The sequence below is a fragment of the Rathayibacter sp. AY1A3 genome (genome assembly GCF_002930975.1).
In the GTDB taxonomy this organism is placed as follows: Bacteria; Actinomycetota; Actinomycetes; order Actinomycetales; family Microbacteriaceae; genus Rathayibacter.
Genome location: NZ_PSTO01000025.1, coordinates 22,531 through 41,021 on the forward strand (window position 1 = coordinate 22,531; position 18,491 = coordinate 41,021).

Below are 18,491 nucleotides of genomic sequence, written 5' to 3' on the forward strand. Positions count from 1 at the left end.
GGGGTGCGGCGTCCCGCATCATCGACCCGCTCCGGCGGTCGGAGGGTTCGGCGATCTCGTGTCGGCAGCCCTCCTCCGCCTTCCCGTGACCGCGACGGAGGGGCGCGCGCCCCGATCGCCCGTGCCCGTCGAATGCAGGAGGGGCCCGACCGGCTGCACGCCGGTCGGGCCCCTCCTGCACGCCCGGTGTCAGACCGAGCGGAGGACCGCCACGATCTTCCCGAGCACCTCTGCCTCGTCGCCGAGGATCGGCTCGAAGTTGGAGTTGCGGGGCAGCAGCCAGGTGTGGCCGTCGCGCTGGCGCAGCACCTTGACGGTGGCCTCGCCGTCGAGCATGGCCGCCACGATCTCGCCGTTCTCGGCGGTGCGCTGCGAGCGGACCACGACCCAGTCGCCGTCGCAGATCGCGGCGTCGATCATCGACTCGCCGACGACCTTGAGCATGAAGAGCTCGCCCTTGCCGACGAGCTGCCGGGGAAGCGGGAACACCTCGTCGATCTGCTGGTCGGCCATGATCGGCACGCCCGCCGCGATCCGGCCGACGAGAGGGACCATCGCCGCGTCGCCGACCGTCGCGGTCGACTCGAACGACCCGTCGTCCTCCGTCGAGCTGGGGACGTCGATGAGGATCTCGAGGGCGCGGGGCCGGTTCGGGTCGCGGCGCAGGTAGCCGCTGAGCTCGAGCTGGTTGAGCTGGTGGGTGACGCTCGACAGCGAGGCGAGGCCGACCGCGTCGCCGATCTCGCGCATGCTCGGCGGGTAGCCGCGGCTCGACACCGAGCGCTGGATCGCGTCGAGGATCGCGAGCTGCTTGGCGCTCAGGCTCTTCCGGCGCCGGCCTGCGGCCGCCTTCGTCTTGGCGGCCGGGGTCCCGGCCCTCTGCGCGTCGCTCACGATGCTCCCTCTTCCCGGTGCGCACGCCGCGTGCGCGCCCGCCCGGTCGCGACCCGACAAGGAATGTCGGTGGTCGCTGCTCTACTACGACCAGGCTCTCGAAACTGTATCCGCCGGAACTCACGACTCGGAACATTCGTTCGAGTGTGTCGCGCGCGAGTCCGCCCGCGGATCAGCCGGAACGGTCCCTTGACCGCTCCGTCGTTCGAAGATACGTTCGGTACAGGCGTTCGGGGCGGCCCTCCCGGCCGAGGGCCTCCCCGAATCCCTGTTGAAAGGAGCGATCCCATGACCGCACAGCTCACCTCCCGCCCGCTCCAGCGCTCGTCCGCGGCTCGGCCCGTCGAGGTACTGCCGTCCGCTCCCGAGCCGATGAGCGCGTTCGGCGAAGCGCGGATCGTTCGCACCCGTCTGCGCCTCACGCGCCGCGGCCGCGCCGTGGTGGCCGCTCTGGGGGCCCTGCCGATCGTGGCGGGCGCCTTCGCCTTCGGGCTCAACGGCGGTGGAGCGGTCGCGTCGAGCGACGCCGCTGCGGTCGAGTTCCAGTACGTCACCGTTCACGCGGGCGAGTCGCTCTGGTCGCTCGCCGAGGAGCTCGCCCCGCAGGCGGACCCGCGCGACGTGGTCGACGACATCCTCTCCCTCAACCAGCTCTCGAGCGCGGGCGTCGAGCCCGGGCAGCGCCTCGCGGTCCCGGCCGAGTACGACACCGCTCGCTGAGCCGGGCTGCCCGGACGTCCGCGCCGGGTGCTTCGCTACCATTCCCTGGTGACGACTCTCGATGACCTGCCCCTCCGCGACGACCTCCGAGGCAGGCACCCGTACGGTGCACCCCAGGCGGTCGTGCCCGTCGCCCTCAACGTCAACGAGAACACCCACCCGGTCCCGGACGACGTGATCGCCGACATCGTCGGGCGGGTCACGGAGGCGCTGCGCACCGTCAACCGGTATCCCGACCGCGAGTTCCGAGAGCTGCGCGACTCCCTCGCCGGCTACCTCGGTCACGGGCTCACCGCGGACGGCGTGTGGGCTGCGAACGGATCGAACGAGGTGCTCCAGCACGTCCTTCAGGCGTTCGGCGGTCCCGGGCGCTCGCTGCTGGGGTTCGCGCCCACCTATTCGATGTACTCGATCCTCGCGTCGGGGAGCGGAACGGAGTGGATCCCCGCTCCTCGCGAGGCGGAGTTCGAGATCGGAGCCGAGTACGCCGCGGAGCAGGTGCGCCGGGCCCGGCCCGACATCGTCTTCCTCTGCGCTCCGAACAACCCGACCGGGACGCCGCTCGACCTCGCCGTGATCGAGGCGGTCTACGACGCGACCGACGGCATCGTCGTCGTCGACGAGGCGTACGCCGAGTTCGCGGGCAGGGGCGCGCCCACCGCGCTGAGCCTCCTCCCCGGGCGACCGCGCCTGCTCGTGTCCCGCACCATGAGCAAGGCCTTCGCCTTCGCCGGCGTCCGCCTGGGCTACCTCGCCGCCGACCCCGCGGTGATCGACGCGCTCCGCCTCGTCCGCCTCCCGTACCACCTGTCGGCCCTCACCCAGGCCGCCGCGACCGCCGCCCTCGCTCACGCCGACGAGATGCTCGCCATGGTCGGCGAGATCATCGTGCAGCGCGACCGGATGATCGACGGCCTGCGCGCCCTCGGCTACCGCCCGTACGCGACGGGCAGCAACTTCGTCCTCTTCGGCGGTGTCGCGGATCCGGCCGCCGTGTTCGAGGGCCTGCTCGCCCGCGGCGTCCTCATCCGCGACGTCGGCATCCCGAACCACCTCCGTGTCAGCGCCGGCACCGAGGAGGAGACGACCGCGTTCCTCGAGGCGCTCGCCTCCCTCCCCGCACCGTCGGCCGACGCCACGGTGGCGCTCTCGCGTGAGTGAGCTCCGCCCGGGGGCGGCGACGCGGCGCGAATAGACTGGGAGGCATGACCTCCCCGAGCGCCGCACCCGGGCGCACCGCCTCCCTCAGCCGTGCCACCAGCGAGTCGAGCATCGAGCTCTCCCTCGACCTCGACGGCACGGGCGTCGCCGATCTCGAGACCGGCGTGCCCTTCTTCGACCACCTGCTGACGGCGTTCGCGAAGCACTCGCTCACGGACCTGCACGTCCGGGCCCGCGGCGACATCGAGATCGACATCCACCACACCGCGGAGGACATCGGCATCGTGCTCGGCACGGCCATCCGTCAGGCGCTCGGCGACAAGGCCGGGATCTCCCGCTTCGGCGACGCGCTCGTCCCCCTCGACGAGGCGCTCGTGCAGGCCGTCGTCGACATCTCGGGGCGCCCCTACCTCGTGCACACCGGCGAGCCGGAGGGCTTCGCGCTGCACCTGATCGGCGGCCACTTCACCGGGTCGATGGTGCGCCACGTCTTCGAGGCGATCGCGTTCAACGCCGGCCTCACCGTGCACGTCACGGTGCTCGGCGGCAGGGACCCGCACCACATCGCCGAAGCGGAGTTCAAGGCGTTCGCCCGCGCCTTCCGTCAGGCCAAGGCCCTCGACCCGCTCGTCTCCGGCGTGCCGTCGACGAAGGGCGCGCTGTGAGCTCGGCCCGCCCCTCCGTCGTGGTCTACGACTACGGCTCGGGGAACGTGCACTCCGCCGTCAAGGCGCTCGAGCTCGCCGGGGCCGACGTCGAGCTGACGGGGGACCGGCAGCGGGCGCTGGAGGCGGACGGCCTCCTCGTGCCCGGCGTCGGCGCCTTCGATGCCGTGATGTCGGCGCTGACCCGCGCCCGCGGCGGCGAGATCATCGAGAAGCGCCTCGCCGGCGGGCGCCCCGTCCTGGGCATCTGCGTCGGGATGCAGGTGCTCTTCGAGCGCGGCGTCGAGCGCGGGGTCGAGAGCGAGGGCCTGGGCGAGTGGCCGGGGACGGTCGACCTACTCCCGGCCGAGGTCGTCCCGCACATGGGTTGGAACACAGTCTCCGCTCCCGAGGGATCGGTGCTCTTCGACGGCATCGCCGAGGAGCGCTTCTACTTCGTGCACTCCTACGGCGCCCGCGAGTGGTCGCTCGACGTGATGCCCCCGTTCCCGCGTCCCGCGGTCACCTGGGCCGATCACGGAGGCCCCTTCATCGCCGCGGTCGAGAACGGGCCGCTCTCGGCCACGCAGTTCCACCCCGAGAAGTCGGGGGCCGCCGGGCTCCGGCTGCTGGCCAATTGGCTGGGCACCCTCCGCACGAACTAGGATCGGCCGGTGGTCGGCGCCTCCAGGGGCCGGCACCGGCTCCGAGACTGAGGATGACGATGAGCGAGTTCACCAAGGCCCCGGGCCTGGTCCTCCTGCCCGCGATCGACGTGGCGGGCGGCAGGGCCGTGCGGCTCACGCAGGGCGAGGCCGGGACCGAGACCAACTACGGCGACCCGATCGACGCCGCGGGCGACTGGGCCGACCAGGGCGCGGAGTGGATCCACCTCGTCGACCTCGACGCCGCCTTCGGCCGCGGCGACAACCACGGCATCATGAAGAAGGTCATCCGGCAGGTGAAGGGCGTCAACGTCGAGCTCTCCGGCGGGATCCGCGACGACCGCAGCCTCGAGTCCGCGCTGAGCGCCGGCGCGAAGCGCATCAACCTCGGCACCGCGGCGCTCGAGAACCCCGAGTGGGCCGCGAGCGTCATCGCGCAGTACGGCGACCAGATCGCCGTCGGTCTCGACGTCCGGGGCACCACGCTCGCCGCGCGCGGCTGGACCAAGGAGGGCGGCGACCTCTGGCAGGTCCTCGACCGCCTGGAGGAGGCCGGCTGCACCCGCTACGTCGTCACCGACGTCACGAAGGACGGCACGCTCAAGGGCCCGAACCTCGAGCTCCTCGAGCAGGTCATGGCCCGCACCCACCGCCCCGTGATCGCCTCGGGCGGCATCTCGAACCTCGACGACATCGCCGCTCTGCGCGACCTCGTGCCCCAGGGGCTCGAGGGCGCGATCGTCGGCAAGGCGCTGTACGCGGGCGCGTTCACGCTCGCGGAGGCCCTGGATGTCGCATCCGAGTGAGCCCCGCCCGCTCCCGGCGCATCTGACCGACTCGGCCGGCACCCCCTGGGCGGGCCGGCACTTCGAGCCGAGCGCAGCACCGGAGGACGACGGAAGCGCCCCGGAGGCGCTGGTCGCAGCGCTCGAGTCCTTCACCCGCGGCACTCGCGGCCCGGAGGCCGTGGTCGACGCGATACGCACGTCCCGCCTGCTCATCCCGCTGGTCGCCCGCCTCGGCGAGGAGGCCGAGGGGGTCGGGGGACTCCGGGCGGACAAGACGCAGGAGCTCGCGATCGTCACGGTCGCCGGACCCGACGGACGCACGGTGCTCCCCGTCTTCAGCGGCGTCGAGAGCATGCGCCGGTGGGACCCGGCCGCCCGTCCCGTCCCTGTCGACGGGCGCCGCGCGGCCCTGGCGGCCGTCGCGGAGGGCACCGAGGTGATGGTCCTCGATCCCGCGTCCGAGCGGGAGTTCGCGGTCCGGCGCCCGGCCCTCTGGGCGATCGCGGAGGGCGGCGACTGGCGGCCGGCCCCTGCCGATGCGGAGGTGCTCCTGGCTCTGCGCGCGGCTGCGGAGGGGGAGCGGGCGGTCGCCTCGCTCGAGGTGCGCGCGGGAGACCCGGAGCAGCGCCTCGCGGGCCCCGAGCTCGTGGTGGTCCTGAGCCTGCGCCCGGGGCTCGATCAGGACGCGCTCGGCGCCCTCGTCGCGCGCCTGGGGGAGCGGTGGGCGGCCGACGAGACCGTCGCGCAGCGCGTCGACTCGATGACGCTGCAGCTCGCCGCCGCCCGCTGACTCCCGATCAGGTGACCGGGCCGGTCCACTTCTCGCCCGGGCCCTTGCCGATCGGGTCGGCGATCGGGGACGCCTCACGGAACGCGAGCTGGAGGGTGCGGAGGCCGTCGCGCAGGCTCCGGGCGTGCATGTCGCTGATGTCGGGCGCCCCGGCCGTGACCAGGCCCGCGAGCGCGTTGATGAGCTTGCGCGCCTCGTCGAGGTCGACCTGCGCTCCGGGCTCGTCGGCGAGCCCGCACTTGACGGCGGCCGCGCTCATCAGGTGCACGGCGGCGGTGGTGATGATCTCCACCGCCGGGACCTCCGCGATGTCGCGCGCGGCCTCCACGTCGGAGGCTCCGCCGTCCTCGCCGAATCGTCGCGTGTAGTCGTCGTCGTACTGGGCCATGGGTCCTTCGTTCGTCGTCCGTGGTGGAGGGGCGCGGCCGCCGGAGCAGAGGATCGAGGGGCGGCCGGATCCGGTCTGTCGGGCGGGCCGCCGGTCTGCTATGGTTGTCCGGGCTCCGAGGCATGTCCTCGGTTCGAAAGTGGAGATTCTCCCACCCGCGCTTGACCGCTTGACAAGGTTACCGGGTCAGAAGCACTCCGCCCCCGAGGGTCGTCAGACCACCGGAGGCAGGGCTGCGGCTCTCGAGGTCCGCCTCGGGAACCGCGTCACAGGGTGCGAGCGCCGTGCTGCAGGCACGACGTGGACGGGACGATCACCTCTCTCGGGTGCGCTGGAGAAGACTCCGGCAGCGCAGCTGCACTCACCGAGATCAGAGGAGAAACGCAATCAGCGATCCCCGTACCAACGACCGTATCCGCGTCCCCGAGGTCCGCCTCGTGGGTCCCGCAGGAGAACAGGTCGGCGTCGTCAAGATCGAGGTCGCCCTGCGACTCGCGCAGGACGCAGACCTGGACCTGGTCGAGGTCGCCCCCAACTCCAAGCCGCCCGTGGCCAAGATCATGGACTACGGGAAGTTCAAGTACGAGCAGGCTCAGAAGCTCAAGGAAGCCCGTCGCAACCAGGCGAACACGATCCTCAAGGAGGTCCGTTTCCGCCTGAAGATCGACAAGCACGACTACGAGACCAAGCGCAAGCGCGCCGAGGGCTTCCTCAAGGCCGGCGACAAGGTCAAGGCGATGATCCTCTTCCGCGGTCGCGAGCAGTCGCGCCCCGAGATGGGCGTCCGCCTGCTCCAGCGCTTCGCGGAGGACGTCGCCGAGTTCGGCCAGGTCGAGTCCACCCCGACCATCGACGGTCGCAACATGGTGATGGTCATCGGCCCGCTGAAGAACAAGTCCGAGGCGAAGGCCGAGGCCAATGCGGTCCGCGCCGCTCGTCGCGAGGCCAACACCCCCGAGGACACGGCCGAGGCCGAGTCCGTCTAGTACTTCGCCGCCCCGGCCTCGGGGCCGGTGGACGCCCCGCTCGCGGGGCACCGGTTTCGCCCCGCCGAGCGCGGAGTGACGTTCACAAGGAGAGAACATGCCCAAGATGAAGACCCACTCGGGTGCCAAGAAGCGCTTCAAGGTGACCGGCTCCGGCAAGGTCATGAAGCAGCAGGCCGGCATGCGTCACAACCTGGAGTCCAAGTCCAGCGTTCGCACGCGCCGCCTCAACCAGGACCAGGTCCTCGCCCCGCAGGACGCCAAGGTCGCCAAGAAGCTTCTCGGTCTGTAGCCCACCGCCGGCGCAGCCCGCTGCGCCGCGTGGTCGCTACTCAGCCGACACGGATCGATAGGAAGAAACAGCAATGGCAAGAGTGAAGAGGGCCGTCAACGCCCACAAGAAGCGTCGCGTCATCCTCGAGCGCGCCTCGGGCTACCGCGGCCAGCGGTCGCGCCTCTACCGCAAGGCGAAGGAGCAGGTCACCCACTCCCTCGTCTACTCGTACCGCGACCGCCGCGCCAAGAAGGGCGAGTTCCGTCGTCTCTGGATCCAGCGCATCAACGCCGCGTCCCGCGCGAACGGCCTGACCTACAATCGCTTCATCCAGGGCCTCGCCCTGGCCGGCGTCCAGGTCGACCGCCGCATCCTCGCGGACCTCGCGATCACCGAGCCGGCCACGTTCGCCTCGCTCGTCGCGACCGCGAAGAGCGCGCTGCCCGCCGACACCTCGGCGCCCAAGGCCGCAGCGTAGTCAGCAGGGCTTCCCGGAGGGGGTCGCGACCGAGAGGTCGCGGCCCCCTCCGTCGTCCGCAGGCCCTTCCGCGCCGTGTCTGCGGGGGCGGCGATCACCGCGCCGATAGGCTCGCCGCATGCTCGACAACCCCCGCTCTCCCCGTGTCCGCTCCGTGGCGAAGCTCACCCGCCGCCCGGCCCGGCTCGAGACGGGGCTCTTCCTCCTCGAGGGCCCGCAGGCACTCTCCGAGGCGCTGCAGTACCGCCCGGAGCTGATCGTCGAGTCGTTCGCGACTCCGACCGCTCTGGAGCGCCACCCCGAGATCGTCGCCGCCGCCGCCGAGGCGGAGGTGGAGATCGAGTACGTGACCGAGGACGTCCTCGACGCGATGGCCGACACCGTCACTCCGCAGGGCTTCGTCGCGGTCTGCCGTCAGTTCCCCACGTCGCTCAAGGACGTCGTCGCCTCCGAGCCGCGTCTCGTGGCGGTGCTCGAGGAGGTCCGCGATCCGGGCAACCTCGGCACGATCATCCGGGCCGCCGACGCCGCCGGCGCCGACGCGGTCGTGCTGTCCGGCCGCTCGGTCGACCTCTACAACCCCAAGGTCGTGCGCTCCACGACGGGTTCGCTCTTCCACCTCCCGGTCGCGGTCGGCGCCGACCTCGCCGACGTGCTGGGCCGGCTCCGCGGCGTGGGCCTCCGCTCCGTCGCGGCCGACGTGAAGGGGGAGGACATGCTCGACGTCCGCGCCCGCGGGGACCTCGCCCAGCCGACCGTCTGGGTCTTCGGCAACGAGGCGCGCGGCCTCGAGGACGAGTCGCTCGCCCTCGTCGACGGCGTGGTCGCGGTGCCCATCTACGGGGCGGCGGAGTCGCTCAACCTCGCGACCGCGGCCTCCGTCTGCCTGTACGAGAGCGCCTTCGCGCTGCGTTCCTGAGAGGAACCGGGCCGAGGGTGCCGCGAACCTGGAGAACAGGGTGCGTTGTTACCCTTCGGTTAAGAATTCCCTCATGATTTGACCGGCCCATCCCCGTGTGCTTCTCTGACGGCATGGTCACAGCCCCGCAAGACGAGCGCGCCGCCGCTCCCGCCGGTGAACCCCTCGTCGTCCTCTCCGGGGTGCAGAAGCACTACGGCGACTTCCAGGCTCTGAAGGACATCGATCTGACGGTGCACCGGGGCGAGGTCGTCGTGGTCCTCGGCCCCTCCGGATCCGGCAAGTCGACGCTCTGCCGCACGGTCAACCGGCTCGAGACGATCTCGGGCGGCACCATCACCATCGACGGGCAGAAGCTCCCGGAGGAGGGCAAGGGCCTCGCCGCGCTCCGCGCCGACGTCGGGATGGTCTTCCAGTCGTTCAACCTCTTCGCGCACAAGACGATCCTCGAGAACGTCACCCTCGGCCCGATCAAGGTCCGCGGGCTCTCCCGCAAGGACGCGGAGGCCCAGGCCACGGCGCTGCTCGACCGGGTCGGCGTCGGCCACCAGGCCGCCAAGACCCCGGCCCAGCTCTCCGGCGGGCAGCAGCAGCGCGTCGCGATCGCGCGGGCGCTGGCGATGAAGCCCAAGGTGATGCTCTTCGACGAGCCGACCTCGGCGCTCGATCCCGAGATGATCAACGAGGTCCTGGACGTGATGGTCGGGCTCGCCAAGGACGGGATGACGATGATCGTCGTCACCCACGAGATGGGATTCGCCCGGAAGGCCGCCGACCGCGTCGTGTTCATGGCCGACGGCGAGATCCTCGAGGACACCGACCCGGAGTCGTTCTTCACCGCGCCCCGCACCGACCGGGCCAAGGACTTCCTCTCCAAGCTCATCACGCACTAGAAGCGCGATCAGCAGCCACCAGGCAGGTCGGACCCGTGACCCGGGAGCCGACCCGACATCGCCCGCTCCGGCGGGCCGAACCCCAGGAAGGACGATCATGCGCACCAGGCTCATGTTCATGACCGCGGGACTCGCAGCAGCGACCCTCGCCCTCGCCGGCTGCTCCGGCGACTCCGGAACCGCCGGCGGCGGCGCCGGTGGAGGCTCCGAGGGAGGGACCTCCGCGTACGAGGTCGCCTCCGACGTCACTCTCGAGGGCAGCCCGACCTTCGACGCGATGACCGCGGACGGCAAGGTCGTCATCGGCGTCAAGGAGGACCAGCCCGGGCTGGGCTACCTCGACGCGGCGACCGGCGAGCGCTCCGGCTTCGACATCGAGATCGCCAAGTGGACCGCCGCCTCGCTCGGCTTCGCGGCCGACGCCATCGAGTTCAAGGCGATCCCGTCGGCCAACCGCGAGGCGTCGATCGTGAACGGCGACATCGACTACTACGTCGGCACCTACTCGATCACCGACAAGCGCAAGGAGCAGGTCGGCTTCGCCGGACCCTACTTCGAGACCGGCCAGCAGCTGCTCGTCGCGGCCGACAACGACACGATCACCGGACCGGACGACCTCACCGCCGACACCACCGTGTGCTCGGCCACCGGCTCCACCCCGATCCAGAACATCCGCACCAACTACCCCGAGGTGAAGACCGAGGAGTTCGACACGTACTCGCAGTGCGTGGACGCGCTCGCCGACGGCACCGTCGACGCCGTCACCACCGACGGCGCGATCCTGATCGGCTACGCCGCTCAGCGGCCCGACGAGCTCAAGGTCGTCGGAGAGCCCTTCAGCACCGAGCTGTACGGCATCGGCCTGCCCAAGGACGACGACGCCCTGCGCCACTTCGTCAACGGCATGCTGACCGACGGCGGCGAGACCTGGAGCGCGATCTACGACGAGACGCTCGGCCAGTCCGGCACGACCGTCACCCAGCCGGCGGTGAACGACTACTAGGAGGCGCCCCGGGCGGCCCGACCGCCGCCCGGGGGTCCCCCCTCCTCGACCACCACCACCGCTCCGACAGAAGGGCCAGCCGCATGGATGTCCTGTTGAACAACCTCGACGTCTACGTCCCGGCCTTCGGCAACACCCTGATCCTCTTCAGCGTCTCGCTCGTGTTCGCCCTGCTGATCGGCACGGTGGTCGGCGCGATGCGCGTCTCGCCCGTCCCGATCGCCCGCGCGGTCGGCACGGTGTACGTGAACACCATCCGGAACACCCCGCTCACGCTGGTGATGTTCTTCTTCGCCTTCGGCTACCCCAAGCTCGACCTGCCGCAGGTGGACTACACGAACCTGGCGATCTGCGCCCTCAGCCTCTACACCGCGACCTACGTCGCGGAGGTGCTGCGCTCGGGCATCAACACCGTGCCGATCGGCCAGGCCGAGGCCGCCCGCGCGATCGGCCTCGACTTCGGCCTCACGATGACGCAGGTCGTCCTGCCCCAGGCCTTCCGCTCCGTGATCCCGCCGCTCATGAGCGTCCTGATCGCGCTGCTGAAGAACACCACCGTCGCCGCCGGCTTCTCGGTCGCGGAGGCGGGCACCATCGTCCGCGTCCTCAACGAGCGCGGCGAGAACAGCCTGATCGTCGTCCTCTGGGTGGCCCTGGTCTTCGTGGTCCTGGTCACCCTGCTCTCGCTCGTCCAACGTCAGCTCGAGAAGAAGTGGAGGGTCGCCCGATGAGCTCCGTCCTCTTCGACAACCCCGGCCCCCGGGCCGTCGTGCGCAACCGCGTCATCGGCGTCGTCGTCGTCCTGCTGATCGCGGCGTTCCTCGGCTTCGTGGTCTGGCGCTTCGCGGAGTCCGGCCAGTTCGACGCCTCCAAGTGGCGCGCGTTCGGCTACCCGCTGGTCTGGCAGAGCATCGGCGGCGCCCTCGGCCGCACGCTCGCGGCCTTCGCCACGGCGGGCGTCGCCAGCCTCGTCCTCGGCCTCCTCCTGGCGATCGGCCGGCTCTCGGACCGGCGCTGGATCAACGTCCCCGTCACGCTCTTCATCGAGCTGTTCCGGGCGATCCCCGTCCTGATCCTGATGATGCTGATGTACTACGGCCTGCCGTTCGCTGGCCTCAAGCTCAGCCCCTACCTCGCCGTCGTCATCGCCCTGACCCTCTACAACGGCTCCGTCTTCTCCGAGATCTTCCGCGCCGGCATCGAAGCCCTCCCGCGAGGACAGAAGGAGGCGGGCTACGCGATCGGCCTGCGCAAGTCCGGCGTGATGCGGCTCATCCTGTTCCCCCAGGCGATCCGCTCGATGCTGCCCGTGATCATCGCCCAGCTCGTCGTCGCCCTCAAGGACACGGCGCTCGGCTCGATCATCACCTACAACGAGCTGCTGTACTACGCGCGCTACCTGGGCAACCAGTCGAGCCTCGACAGCCCGATCATCCCGGCGGCGATCGTCATCGGAGCGATCTACATCGGCATCTGCCTCCTCCTCTCGGGGCTGGCGAAGTGGATCGAGATCCGCACGAAGAGCGGCGGACGCGGCGGCCGCACCATCGGCGGCCACCCCGCAGCCCGCGCGCAGACGGACACGCAGCTGATCGCTGTGCAGGACTGAACTGTGAGGATCGCCCGAGGGCGATCCTCACCGCGGTCGGCTTCCTGACGGGGTCGGGTTCCGCAGAGCGTCGTGCGTCCGGCTAGGAGGAATCGCTCGCACGCGATTCCTCCGTTCGCCTCGAGGGTCCGGCGATCGCTCAGCGCATCGAGCGGTGGTGCTCCGCTCCGGCGTCGTCGACGCGGAGGCGGTGGTGATCGGGAGTCGCGATCGGTCCGGGCGTCTTCCCGTCCGGCGGTGCCCCGCCTCCTGCCGGTGGAGCAGCCTCCGACCCCGGCGTAGCGAGAACCCCGCCCCTGCTGGTCGAGCGGCGCCGGTGGCGGGGCTTCGAGAGCCGTCGGCGCAGACGGGGGCCGGCCGCGGGCGAGCGCGACGAGCACCGCGCGCGGGCGGCGGGAGAGGGCGGAGGCCCTCGCCTACACTGGGGGATCGTGTCAGACAGCAACCCGATCACCGACGAGGCCGTCTCCGCGGCGGTCGCCGACGCCCTCGCCGCCATCGGCGCGGCGGGCGACTCCGCCGCTCTGAAGTCCGCCCGAGCCGCCCACCTCGGCGAGGGGTCCGCCCTCGCCCGCCTCAACGCGCAGATGCGCTCCGTCCCGCCCGAGCACAAGGCGGCATCCGGCAAGCTCGTCGGCGGTGCCCGCAAGCAGGTGGGCGACGCCTACGCCGCCCGCGAGGCCGAGCTCGTCGAGGCCGAGGACGCGGCCGCGCTCGAGGCCGAGCGCGTGGACGTCACCGCCGGTGCCAGCTTCGTGCGCCGCGGCGCCCGCCACCCCCTCTCTCTGCTCCAGGAGTCGATCGCCGACGTGTTCGTCGGGATGGGCTGGGAGATCGCGGAGGGGCCGGAGCTCGAGAACGAGTGGTTCAACTTCGACGCCCTGAACTTCGACGAGGACCACCCGGCCCGCGCCATGCAGGACACCTTCTTCGTCGACCCCGTCGACTCGCACCTGGTGCTGCGCACGCACACCTCGCCGGTGCAGATCCGCTCGATGCTCGAGCGCCCGCTGCCGCTGTACGTGATCGCTCCGGGCCGGGTGTACCGCACCGACGAGCTCGACGCGACGCACACGCCCGTGTTCACGCAGTTCGAGGGCCTCGCCGTCGACCGCGGCCTGACCATGGCGCACCTGCGCGGCACCCTCGAGCACGTCGCGCGGATCCTCTTCGGCGACGACGCGCGCATCCGCCTGCGGCCGAACTACTTCCCCTTCACCGAGCCCAGCGCCGAGCTGGACGTCTGGCACCCGACCTTCGTCGGCGGTGCCCGCTGGATCGAGTGGGGCGGCTGCGGCATGGTCAATCCGAACGTGCTGCGCGCGGCCGGGATCGACCCGGAGGAGTACTCCGGGTTCGCCTTCGGCATGGGGATCGAGCGGACCCTGATGTTCCGCAACGACGTGAAGGACATGCGCGACATGGTCGAGGGCGACGTCCGCTTCAGCGAGCAGTACGGGATGGTGATCTGATGCGCATCCCGCTGAGCTGGCTGGGGGAGTACGTCGACCTCGAGCAGGACGTCACGACGGAGTCCGTGCACGCGGCCCTGGTGTCGGTCGGCCTGGAGGAGGAGGACGTCCACCGGTTCGAGGTGACCGGGCCCGTCGTCGTCGGCGAGGTGCTCGACCTCGCTCCGGAGCCGCAGAAGAACGGCAAGACCATCAACTGGTGCCACGTCCGCGTGGCCCCGGAGGGCGGGCGGGCCGCCGACGGCGGAGAGGACGTCCGCGGCATCGTCTGCGGAGCCCACAACTTCGCGGCCGGCGACAAGGTCGTCGTGTCCCTGCCGGGCGCGGTCCTGCCCGGGCCGTTCCCGATCTCCGCGCGGAAGACCTACGGGCACGTGTCCGACGGGATGATCGCCTCGAGCCGCGAGCTCGGCCTCGGGGACGACCACGAGGGCATCCTCCGCCTCGCCTCGCTCGGGCTCGACCCGGAGCCGGGCACGGACGCCGTCGCGCTCCTCGGTCTCGACGACGCCGCGGTCGAGGTCAACGTGACGCCCGACCGCGGCTACGCCTTCTCGATCCGCGGCATCGCCCGCGAGTACGCCCACGCCACCGGAGCCGCCTTCCGCGACCCCGCTCGGGCGCTCCCTCCGCACGAGCGCACGGAGACGGCGCCCGTCTTCCCCGTGTCCGTGGCCGACGAGGCGCCGATCCGCGGCCGTGTCGGCGCCTCCGTGTTCGTCACGCGCGTCGTCCGGGGCGTCGACGTCTCGCGACCGACGCCGCCGTGGATGCTCGCGCGACTGCGCCTGGCCGGCGTCCGCTCGATCTCGCTCGTCGTGGACATCACCAACTACGTGATGTTCGAGCTGGGCCAGCCGCTGCACGGCTACGACCTGGCGACCCTGCAGGGCGGCATCGTGGTGCGCCGCGCCGCACCGGGGGAGACCCTCGAGACGCTCGACGGCCAGACCCGGCGCCTGCACGCGGAGGACCTCGTCATCGCCGACGACGGCGGGGCGATCGGCCTCGCCGGAGTGATGGGGGGCGCGCGCACCGAGATCTCGGACGCCACGTCCGACGTCCTGCTCGAGGCGGCGAACTTCGACCCGGTCTCGATCGCCCGGACGGCTCGCCGGCACAAGCTGCCGAGCGAGGCGTCGCGGCGCTTCGAGCGCGGCGTCGACCCCGAGGTGGCCTCGGTCGCCGCGGCCCGCGCGGTGCAGCTGCTGGTGGAGCTCGCCGGCGGCACGGCGGACGAGCTCGGCTCGGTCCTGGCCGACCCGCGCTCGGCGGAGCCGGTCGAGCTGCCGGACGGCTACGTCGCAGGCCTCATCGGGGTGGAGTACACCCCGGAGGAGATCCGCGGCGCGCTCGTCGAGATCGGCGCTTCCGTCGAGGCCGGCGGAGCGGGCCTGCTGGTGACTCCGCCGAGCTGGCGCCCGGACCTCGTCGACCGCGCCTCGCTCGCGGAGGAGGTCGCCCGCATCACCGGGTACGACCGCATCCCGGCGATCCTGCCCGTCGCGCCTCCCGGCCGCGGTCTGACCCCGGGCCAGAGGCTGCGCCGCACCCTCGCCCAGGCGCTCGCCGCCGCGGGTCTGACCGAGGTGCTCTCGTACCCGTTCCTCTCGCGCTCGATCAACGACCGGCTCGGCTCGGTCGACGGGGAGCCGCAGGAGCAGATCACGCTCGCGAACCCGCTCGACGCGACCGCGGGCCAGCTGCGGATCTCGCTGCTGCCGGGTCTCGTGCAGGTCGCGGCCCGCAACCGCTCGCGCGGCCTGACGGATCTCGCGGTCTACGAGCTCGGCTCCGTCTTCCTCCCGGCCGCCGGCGGCCCGTTCGGCTCCGGGGCGCTCCCTGCGGGCGGGGCGCGTCCGTCCGCGGAGGTCGAGGCCGAGCTGAACGCGGGCATCCCACCGCAGCCTCGGCACCTCGCGGCGCTGCTCACGGGTGCCGCCGTCGTGCGCCAGCCCGGTGTCGCCGGCCGTGACGTCGACTGGCGCGACGCCCTCGACGTGGTCCGCGAGGTCTCCGCGGCGAGCGGCACCGAGCTGGTGCTGCGCCAGGGGGCACATGCAGCGCTGCACCCGGGCCGCACCGCCGAGGTCGTTCTCGACGGCGCGGTCATCGGGCACGCGGGGGAGCTGCTCCCGGCGCTCGCCGAGGAGCTCGACCTCCCGCGCCGCGTCGCCGTGGTCGAGCTCGACCTGGAGCCGCTGATCGCGCGGGCCGGGAGGGTCGTCGTGGCCCGTCCGGTGGGCGCGCTGCCCGCCGCGACCCAGGACCTCTCGCTCGTCGTGCCGGTCGGCATCGCGGCAGCCGACGTGCGCGCCGCCGTCGCCGAGGGGGCGGGCGAGCTGCTCGAGGCGATCCGCCTGGTCGACGACTACCGCGGCACCGGGCTCGCCGAGGGGACGAAGTCGCTGACGTTCGCGCTGCGCTTCCGCGCGCCGGACCGCACGCTCACCGCCGCTGAGGCGACGGCGGCGAAGGAGAACGGCGTGGCCGTGGCGGCGGAGCGCTTCGGCGCCCGACTCCGCGAGTGAGGCCGGGGGTCCCGTCCGGCTCGGCCGGGCGGGGCCCCGCACCCGCACCGGCTAGGCTCTCGGGCATGACTTTCTCCGTGGCGGTGGCCGGTGCGAGCGGCTACGCGGGCGGCGAGCTGCTGCGACTGCTCGCCGACCACCCCGAGTTCGAGGTGCGCACGGTGACGGCGCACGCCAACGCGGGTCAGCCCCTCATCGCCGTGCACCCGCACCTCCGCTCGCTCCGCGACCTCGTCCTCGTCGACACGACGTCCGGGAACCTCGCCGGGCACGACGTCGTCTTCCTCGCCCTCCCGCACGGGAAGTCGGGCGAGATCACCGCGACCCTCCCCGAGGACGTCCTCGTCGTCGACTGCGGCGCCGACCACCGCTTGACCGACCCGCAGGACTGGGCCGACTTCTACGGGGGCGACTTTGCCGGGTCCTGGCCCTACGGGCTCCCGGAGCTGCTGATCGGCGGCGGCGGACGCAAGCAGCGCGAGGCGCTCGCCGGAGTGCGGCGCATCGCCGTCCCCGGCTGCAACGTCACGGCGATCACGCTCGGCCTGGCCCCCGGCCTGCACGCCGGAGTGATCGAGTCGTCGGACCTCGTCGCGGTCCTCGCCGTCGGCCCCTCGGGTGCGGGCAAGAGCCTGCGGACCGACCTCCTCGCCAGCGAGCTCCTCGGCTCCGCGCACGCCTACGGCCTCGGCGGAGCGCACCGCCACAATCCCGAGATCCGGCAGAACCTCCTGCTCGCCGGAGCCGGACCCGTCTCGATCTCGTTCACCCCGGTCCTCGTGCCGATGTCCCGGGGCATCCTGGCGACCTCGACCGCGCGCCTCGCCCCTGGCGTCTCCGCACAGGACGTGCGCGCCGCGTGGGAGACCGCCTACGGCGACGAGACCTTCGTCCAGCTGCTCCCGGAGGGCTCCTTCCCCCGAACGGCCGACGTGGTAGGGGCGAACACCGCTCTGATCGGACTCGCCGTGGACGAGCGGGCCCGCCGCGTCGTGGTCGTCTCGGCCATCGACAACCTCGTCAAGGGCACCGCGGGCGCAGCCGTCCAGTCCACCAACATCGCCCTGGGACTCCCGGAGTCCCTCGGCCTGAGCGTGAACGGAGTCGCGCCGTGAGCGTCACCGCAGCAGCAGGGTTCCGGGCGGCGGGAGTCGTCGCCGGGCTGAAGTCGACCGGAGCGCGCGACGTCGCGCTCGTGCAGAACCTCGGCCCGCTGCAGAGCGCCGCCGCGGTCTTCACGAGCAACCGCTGCAAGGCGAACCCCGTCCTTTGGAGCGAGCAGGTGATGCGCGACGGCGTGGTCTCGGCGATCGTCCTCAACTCCGGCGGCGCCAACTGCTACACGGGTGCTCAGGGCTTCCAGGTCACCCACCGCACCGCGGAGCTCGTGGGCGAGAGCCTCGAGGTGTCGGCCGGCGACGTGCTGGTGTGCTCCACCGGGCTGATCGGCGACCAGCTCGACCTCGCGAAGCTCGCCACCGGCGTGACCGGCGCCTCCGCCGAGCTCGCCGGGGGACCCGTGGCGGGCGAGGCGGCCGCCCGCGCGATCATGACCACCGACACGGTCCCGAAGCAGGCGGTGGTCCGTTCCGAGCAGGGCTGGAGCATCGGCGGCATGGCCAAGGGCGCCGGGATGCTCGCGCCGGGTCTGGCGACGATGCTGGTCGTGATCACGACCGACGCGGCCCTCGAGTCCGCCGCTCTCGACATCGCCCTGCGCGCCGCGACCCGCGTCACCTTCGACCGCCTCGACTCGGACGGCTGCATGTCGACGAACGACACCGTCGCACTGCTCGCGAGCGGCGCCAGCGGCGTGGAGGCCGACGCCGACGAGTTCACCGCGGCCCTGACCGCGGTCTGCCGCGACCTCACCCTGCAGCTGCAGGCCGACGCGGAGGGCGCCGACCACGACGTCGCGATCCGCGTGCTGAACGCCGCGACCGAGGACGAGGCCGTGGTCGTCGCCCGCGCCGTCTCCCGCAGCAACCTGTTCAAGGCCGCGATCTTCGGCAAGGATCCCAACTGGGGCCGCGTCCTCGCCGCCGTGGGCACGACCGATGCGCAGTTCGACCCGTACGGCATCGACGTGGCGATGAACGGGGTGCAGGTCTGCCTCGCGGGCGAGCCGCACGAGAGCCGCGACCTCGTCGACCTCGCCCCTCGGCAGGTCACCGTCGACATCGACCTGCACGCCGGCGACGCGACGGCCACGATCTGGACCAACGACCTCACGCACGACTACGTGCACGAGAACTCCGCGTACTCGAGCTGAGGCG

At 72.0% G+C, this 18,491-nt stretch carries 20 protein-coding genes; 18 read left to right on the forward strand and 2 right to left on the reverse strand.

The window, feature by feature from the left end; genetic code table 11:
• Window positions 1–189 precede the first annotated feature (189 nt).
• A complete protein-coding gene (gene lexA / locus C5C10_RS12095; protein ID WP_104224482.1) occupies window positions 190–894 on the reverse strand; it encodes a transcriptional repressor LexA in 705 nt (234 codons plus the stop codon).
• A 288-nt stretch (window positions 895–1,182) separates the two neighbouring features.
• Between lexA and C5C10_RS12100 the strand changes: the two genes are divergently transcribed.
• The 6 genes from C5C10_RS12100 to C5C10_RS12125 are packed head-to-tail and all read left to right on the forward strand — an operon-like array spanning window position 1,183 to window position 5,662.
• A complete protein-coding gene (locus C5C10_RS12100) occupies window positions 1,183–1,614 on the forward strand; it encodes a LysM peptidoglycan-binding domain-containing protein (protein ID WP_308470716.1) in 432 nt (143 codons plus the stop codon).
• A gap of 48 nt (window positions 1,615–1,662) precedes the next feature.
• Entirely contained in the window at window positions 1,663–2,775 is a 1,113-nt protein-coding gene (locus C5C10_RS12105; RefSeq protein WP_181073454.1) for a histidinol-phosphate transaminase, read from the forward strand.
• Window positions 2,776–2,819: 44 nt separating this feature from the next.
• Window positions 2,820–3,440, forward strand: coding sequence for an imidazoleglycerol-phosphate dehydratase HisB (gene hisB / locus C5C10_RS12110; RefSeq protein WP_104233277.1), 621 nt, complete (start codon window positions 2,820–2,822; stop codon window positions 3,438–3,440).
• Window positions 3,437–4,084, forward strand: a complete 648-nt coding sequence (gene hisH / locus C5C10_RS12115; protein WP_104224485.1) for an imidazole glycerol phosphate synthase subunit HisH — start codon at window positions 3,437–3,439, stop codon at window positions 4,082–4,084. Before hisB ends, hisH begins: the two co-directional genes overlap by 4 nt.
• Window positions 4,085–4,143: 59 nt before the next feature.
• Window positions 4,144–4,890, forward strand: a complete 747-nt coding sequence (gene priA, locus C5C10_RS12120) for a bifunctional 1-(5-phosphoribosyl)-5-((5-phosphoribosylamino)methylideneamino)imidazole-4-carboxamide isomerase/phosphoribosylanthranilate isomerase PriA (protein WP_104224506.1) — start codon at window positions 4,144–4,146, stop codon at window positions 4,888–4,890.
• A complete protein-coding gene (locus tag C5C10_RS12125) occupies window positions 4,874–5,662 on the forward strand; it encodes an SseB family protein (protein WP_104267098.1) in 789 nt (262 codons plus the stop codon). Before priA ends, C5C10_RS12125 begins: the two co-directional genes overlap by 17 nt.
• 7 nt (window positions 5,663–5,669) lie before the next feature.
• Here the strand turns inward: C5C10_RS12125 and C5C10_RS12130 are convergent, their stop codons facing one another.
• On the reverse strand, window positions 5,670–6,050 hold the full coding sequence (locus C5C10_RS12130) for a DUF1844 domain-containing protein (RefSeq protein WP_104313470.1): 381 nt from the start codon (window positions 6,048–6,050) through the stop codon (window positions 5,670–5,672).
• Window positions 6,051–6,487: 437 nt separating this feature from the next.
• Here C5C10_RS12130 and infC point away from each other — a divergent pair, with 437 nt between their 5' ends.
• The 12 genes from infC to argJ all read left to right on the forward strand — a co-directional run bounded on the left by infC (window position 6,488) and on the right by argJ (window position 18,487).
• Window positions 6,488–7,036, forward strand: coding sequence for a translation initiation factor IF-3 (infC, locus tag C5C10_RS12135; RefSeq protein WP_374952931.1), 549 nt, complete (start codon window positions 6,488–6,490; stop codon window positions 7,034–7,036).
• Between the two features lie 97 nt (window positions 7,037–7,133).
• Window positions 7,134–7,328, forward strand: a complete 195-nt coding sequence (rpmI, locus tag C5C10_RS12140; RefSeq protein WP_055793295.1) for a 50S ribosomal protein L35 — start codon at window positions 7,134–7,136, stop codon at window positions 7,326–7,328.
• A 73-nt stretch (window positions 7,329–7,401) separates the two neighbouring features.
• On the forward strand, window positions 7,402–7,788 hold the full coding sequence (gene rplT, locus C5C10_RS12145; protein ID WP_104224487.1) for a 50S ribosomal protein L20: 387 nt from the start codon (window positions 7,402–7,404) through the stop codon (window positions 7,786–7,788).
• Window positions 7,789–7,906: 118 nt separating this feature from the next.
• Entirely contained in the window at window positions 7,907–8,707 is an 801-nt protein-coding gene (locus tag C5C10_RS12150) for an RNA methyltransferase (protein ID WP_104329337.1), read from the forward strand.
• 113 nt (window positions 8,708–8,820) lie between these two features.
• Window positions 8,821–9,600: an amino acid ABC transporter ATP-binding protein gene (locus C5C10_RS12155; RefSeq protein WP_104224489.1), complete on the forward strand. Its 780-nt coding sequence runs from the start codon at window positions 8,821–8,823 to the stop codon at window positions 9,598–9,600.
• A gap of 97 nt (window positions 9,601–9,697) precedes the next feature.
• A complete protein-coding gene (locus C5C10_RS12160) occupies window positions 9,698–10,603 on the forward strand; it encodes a glutamate ABC transporter substrate-binding protein (protein ID WP_181073455.1) in 906 nt (301 codons plus the stop codon).
• An 83-nt stretch (window positions 10,604–10,686) separates the two neighbouring features.
• Window positions 10,687–11,334: an amino acid ABC transporter permease gene (locus tag C5C10_RS12165; protein WP_104224491.1), complete on the forward strand. Its 648-nt coding sequence runs from the start codon at window positions 10,687–10,689 to the stop codon at window positions 11,332–11,334.
• Window positions 11,331–12,212 carry an amino acid ABC transporter permease gene (locus C5C10_RS12170; protein WP_104224492.1) on the forward strand — a complete coding sequence of 294 codons (882 nt, stop codon included), beginning with the start codon at window positions 11,331–11,333 and terminating at the stop codon, window positions 12,210–12,212. The genes C5C10_RS12165 and C5C10_RS12170 overlap by 4 nt, the downstream gene beginning before the upstream one ends.
• A 431-nt stretch (window positions 12,213–12,643) precedes the next feature.
• Window positions 12,644–13,684, forward strand: coding sequence for a phenylalanine--tRNA ligase subunit alpha (pheS, locus tag C5C10_RS12175; RefSeq protein WP_104226313.1), 1,041 nt, complete (start codon window positions 12,644–12,646; stop codon window positions 13,682–13,684).
• The gene (pheT, locus tag C5C10_RS12180) at window positions 13,684–16,215 is read left to right on the forward strand and encodes a phenylalanine--tRNA ligase subunit beta (RefSeq protein WP_104329338.1); all 2,532 of its coding nucleotides are present in this window, start codon (window positions 13,684–13,686) and stop codon (window positions 16,213–16,215) included. Before pheS ends, pheT begins: the two co-directional genes overlap by 1 nt.
• Window positions 16,216–16,280: 65 nt before the next feature.
• Window positions 16,281–17,330 carry an N-acetyl-gamma-glutamyl-phosphate reductase gene (gene argC / locus C5C10_RS12185; RefSeq protein ID WP_104329339.1) on the forward strand — a complete coding sequence of 350 codons (1,050 nt, stop codon included), beginning with the start codon at window positions 16,281–16,283 and terminating at the stop codon, window positions 17,328–17,330.
• Entirely contained in the window at window positions 17,327–18,487 is a 1,161-nt protein-coding gene (gene argJ, locus C5C10_RS12190) for a bifunctional glutamate N-acetyltransferase/amino-acid acetyltransferase ArgJ (protein WP_104329340.1), read from the forward strand. The genes argC and argJ overlap by 4 nt, the downstream gene beginning before the upstream one ends.
• Window positions 18,488–18,491 lie beyond the last annotated feature (4 nt).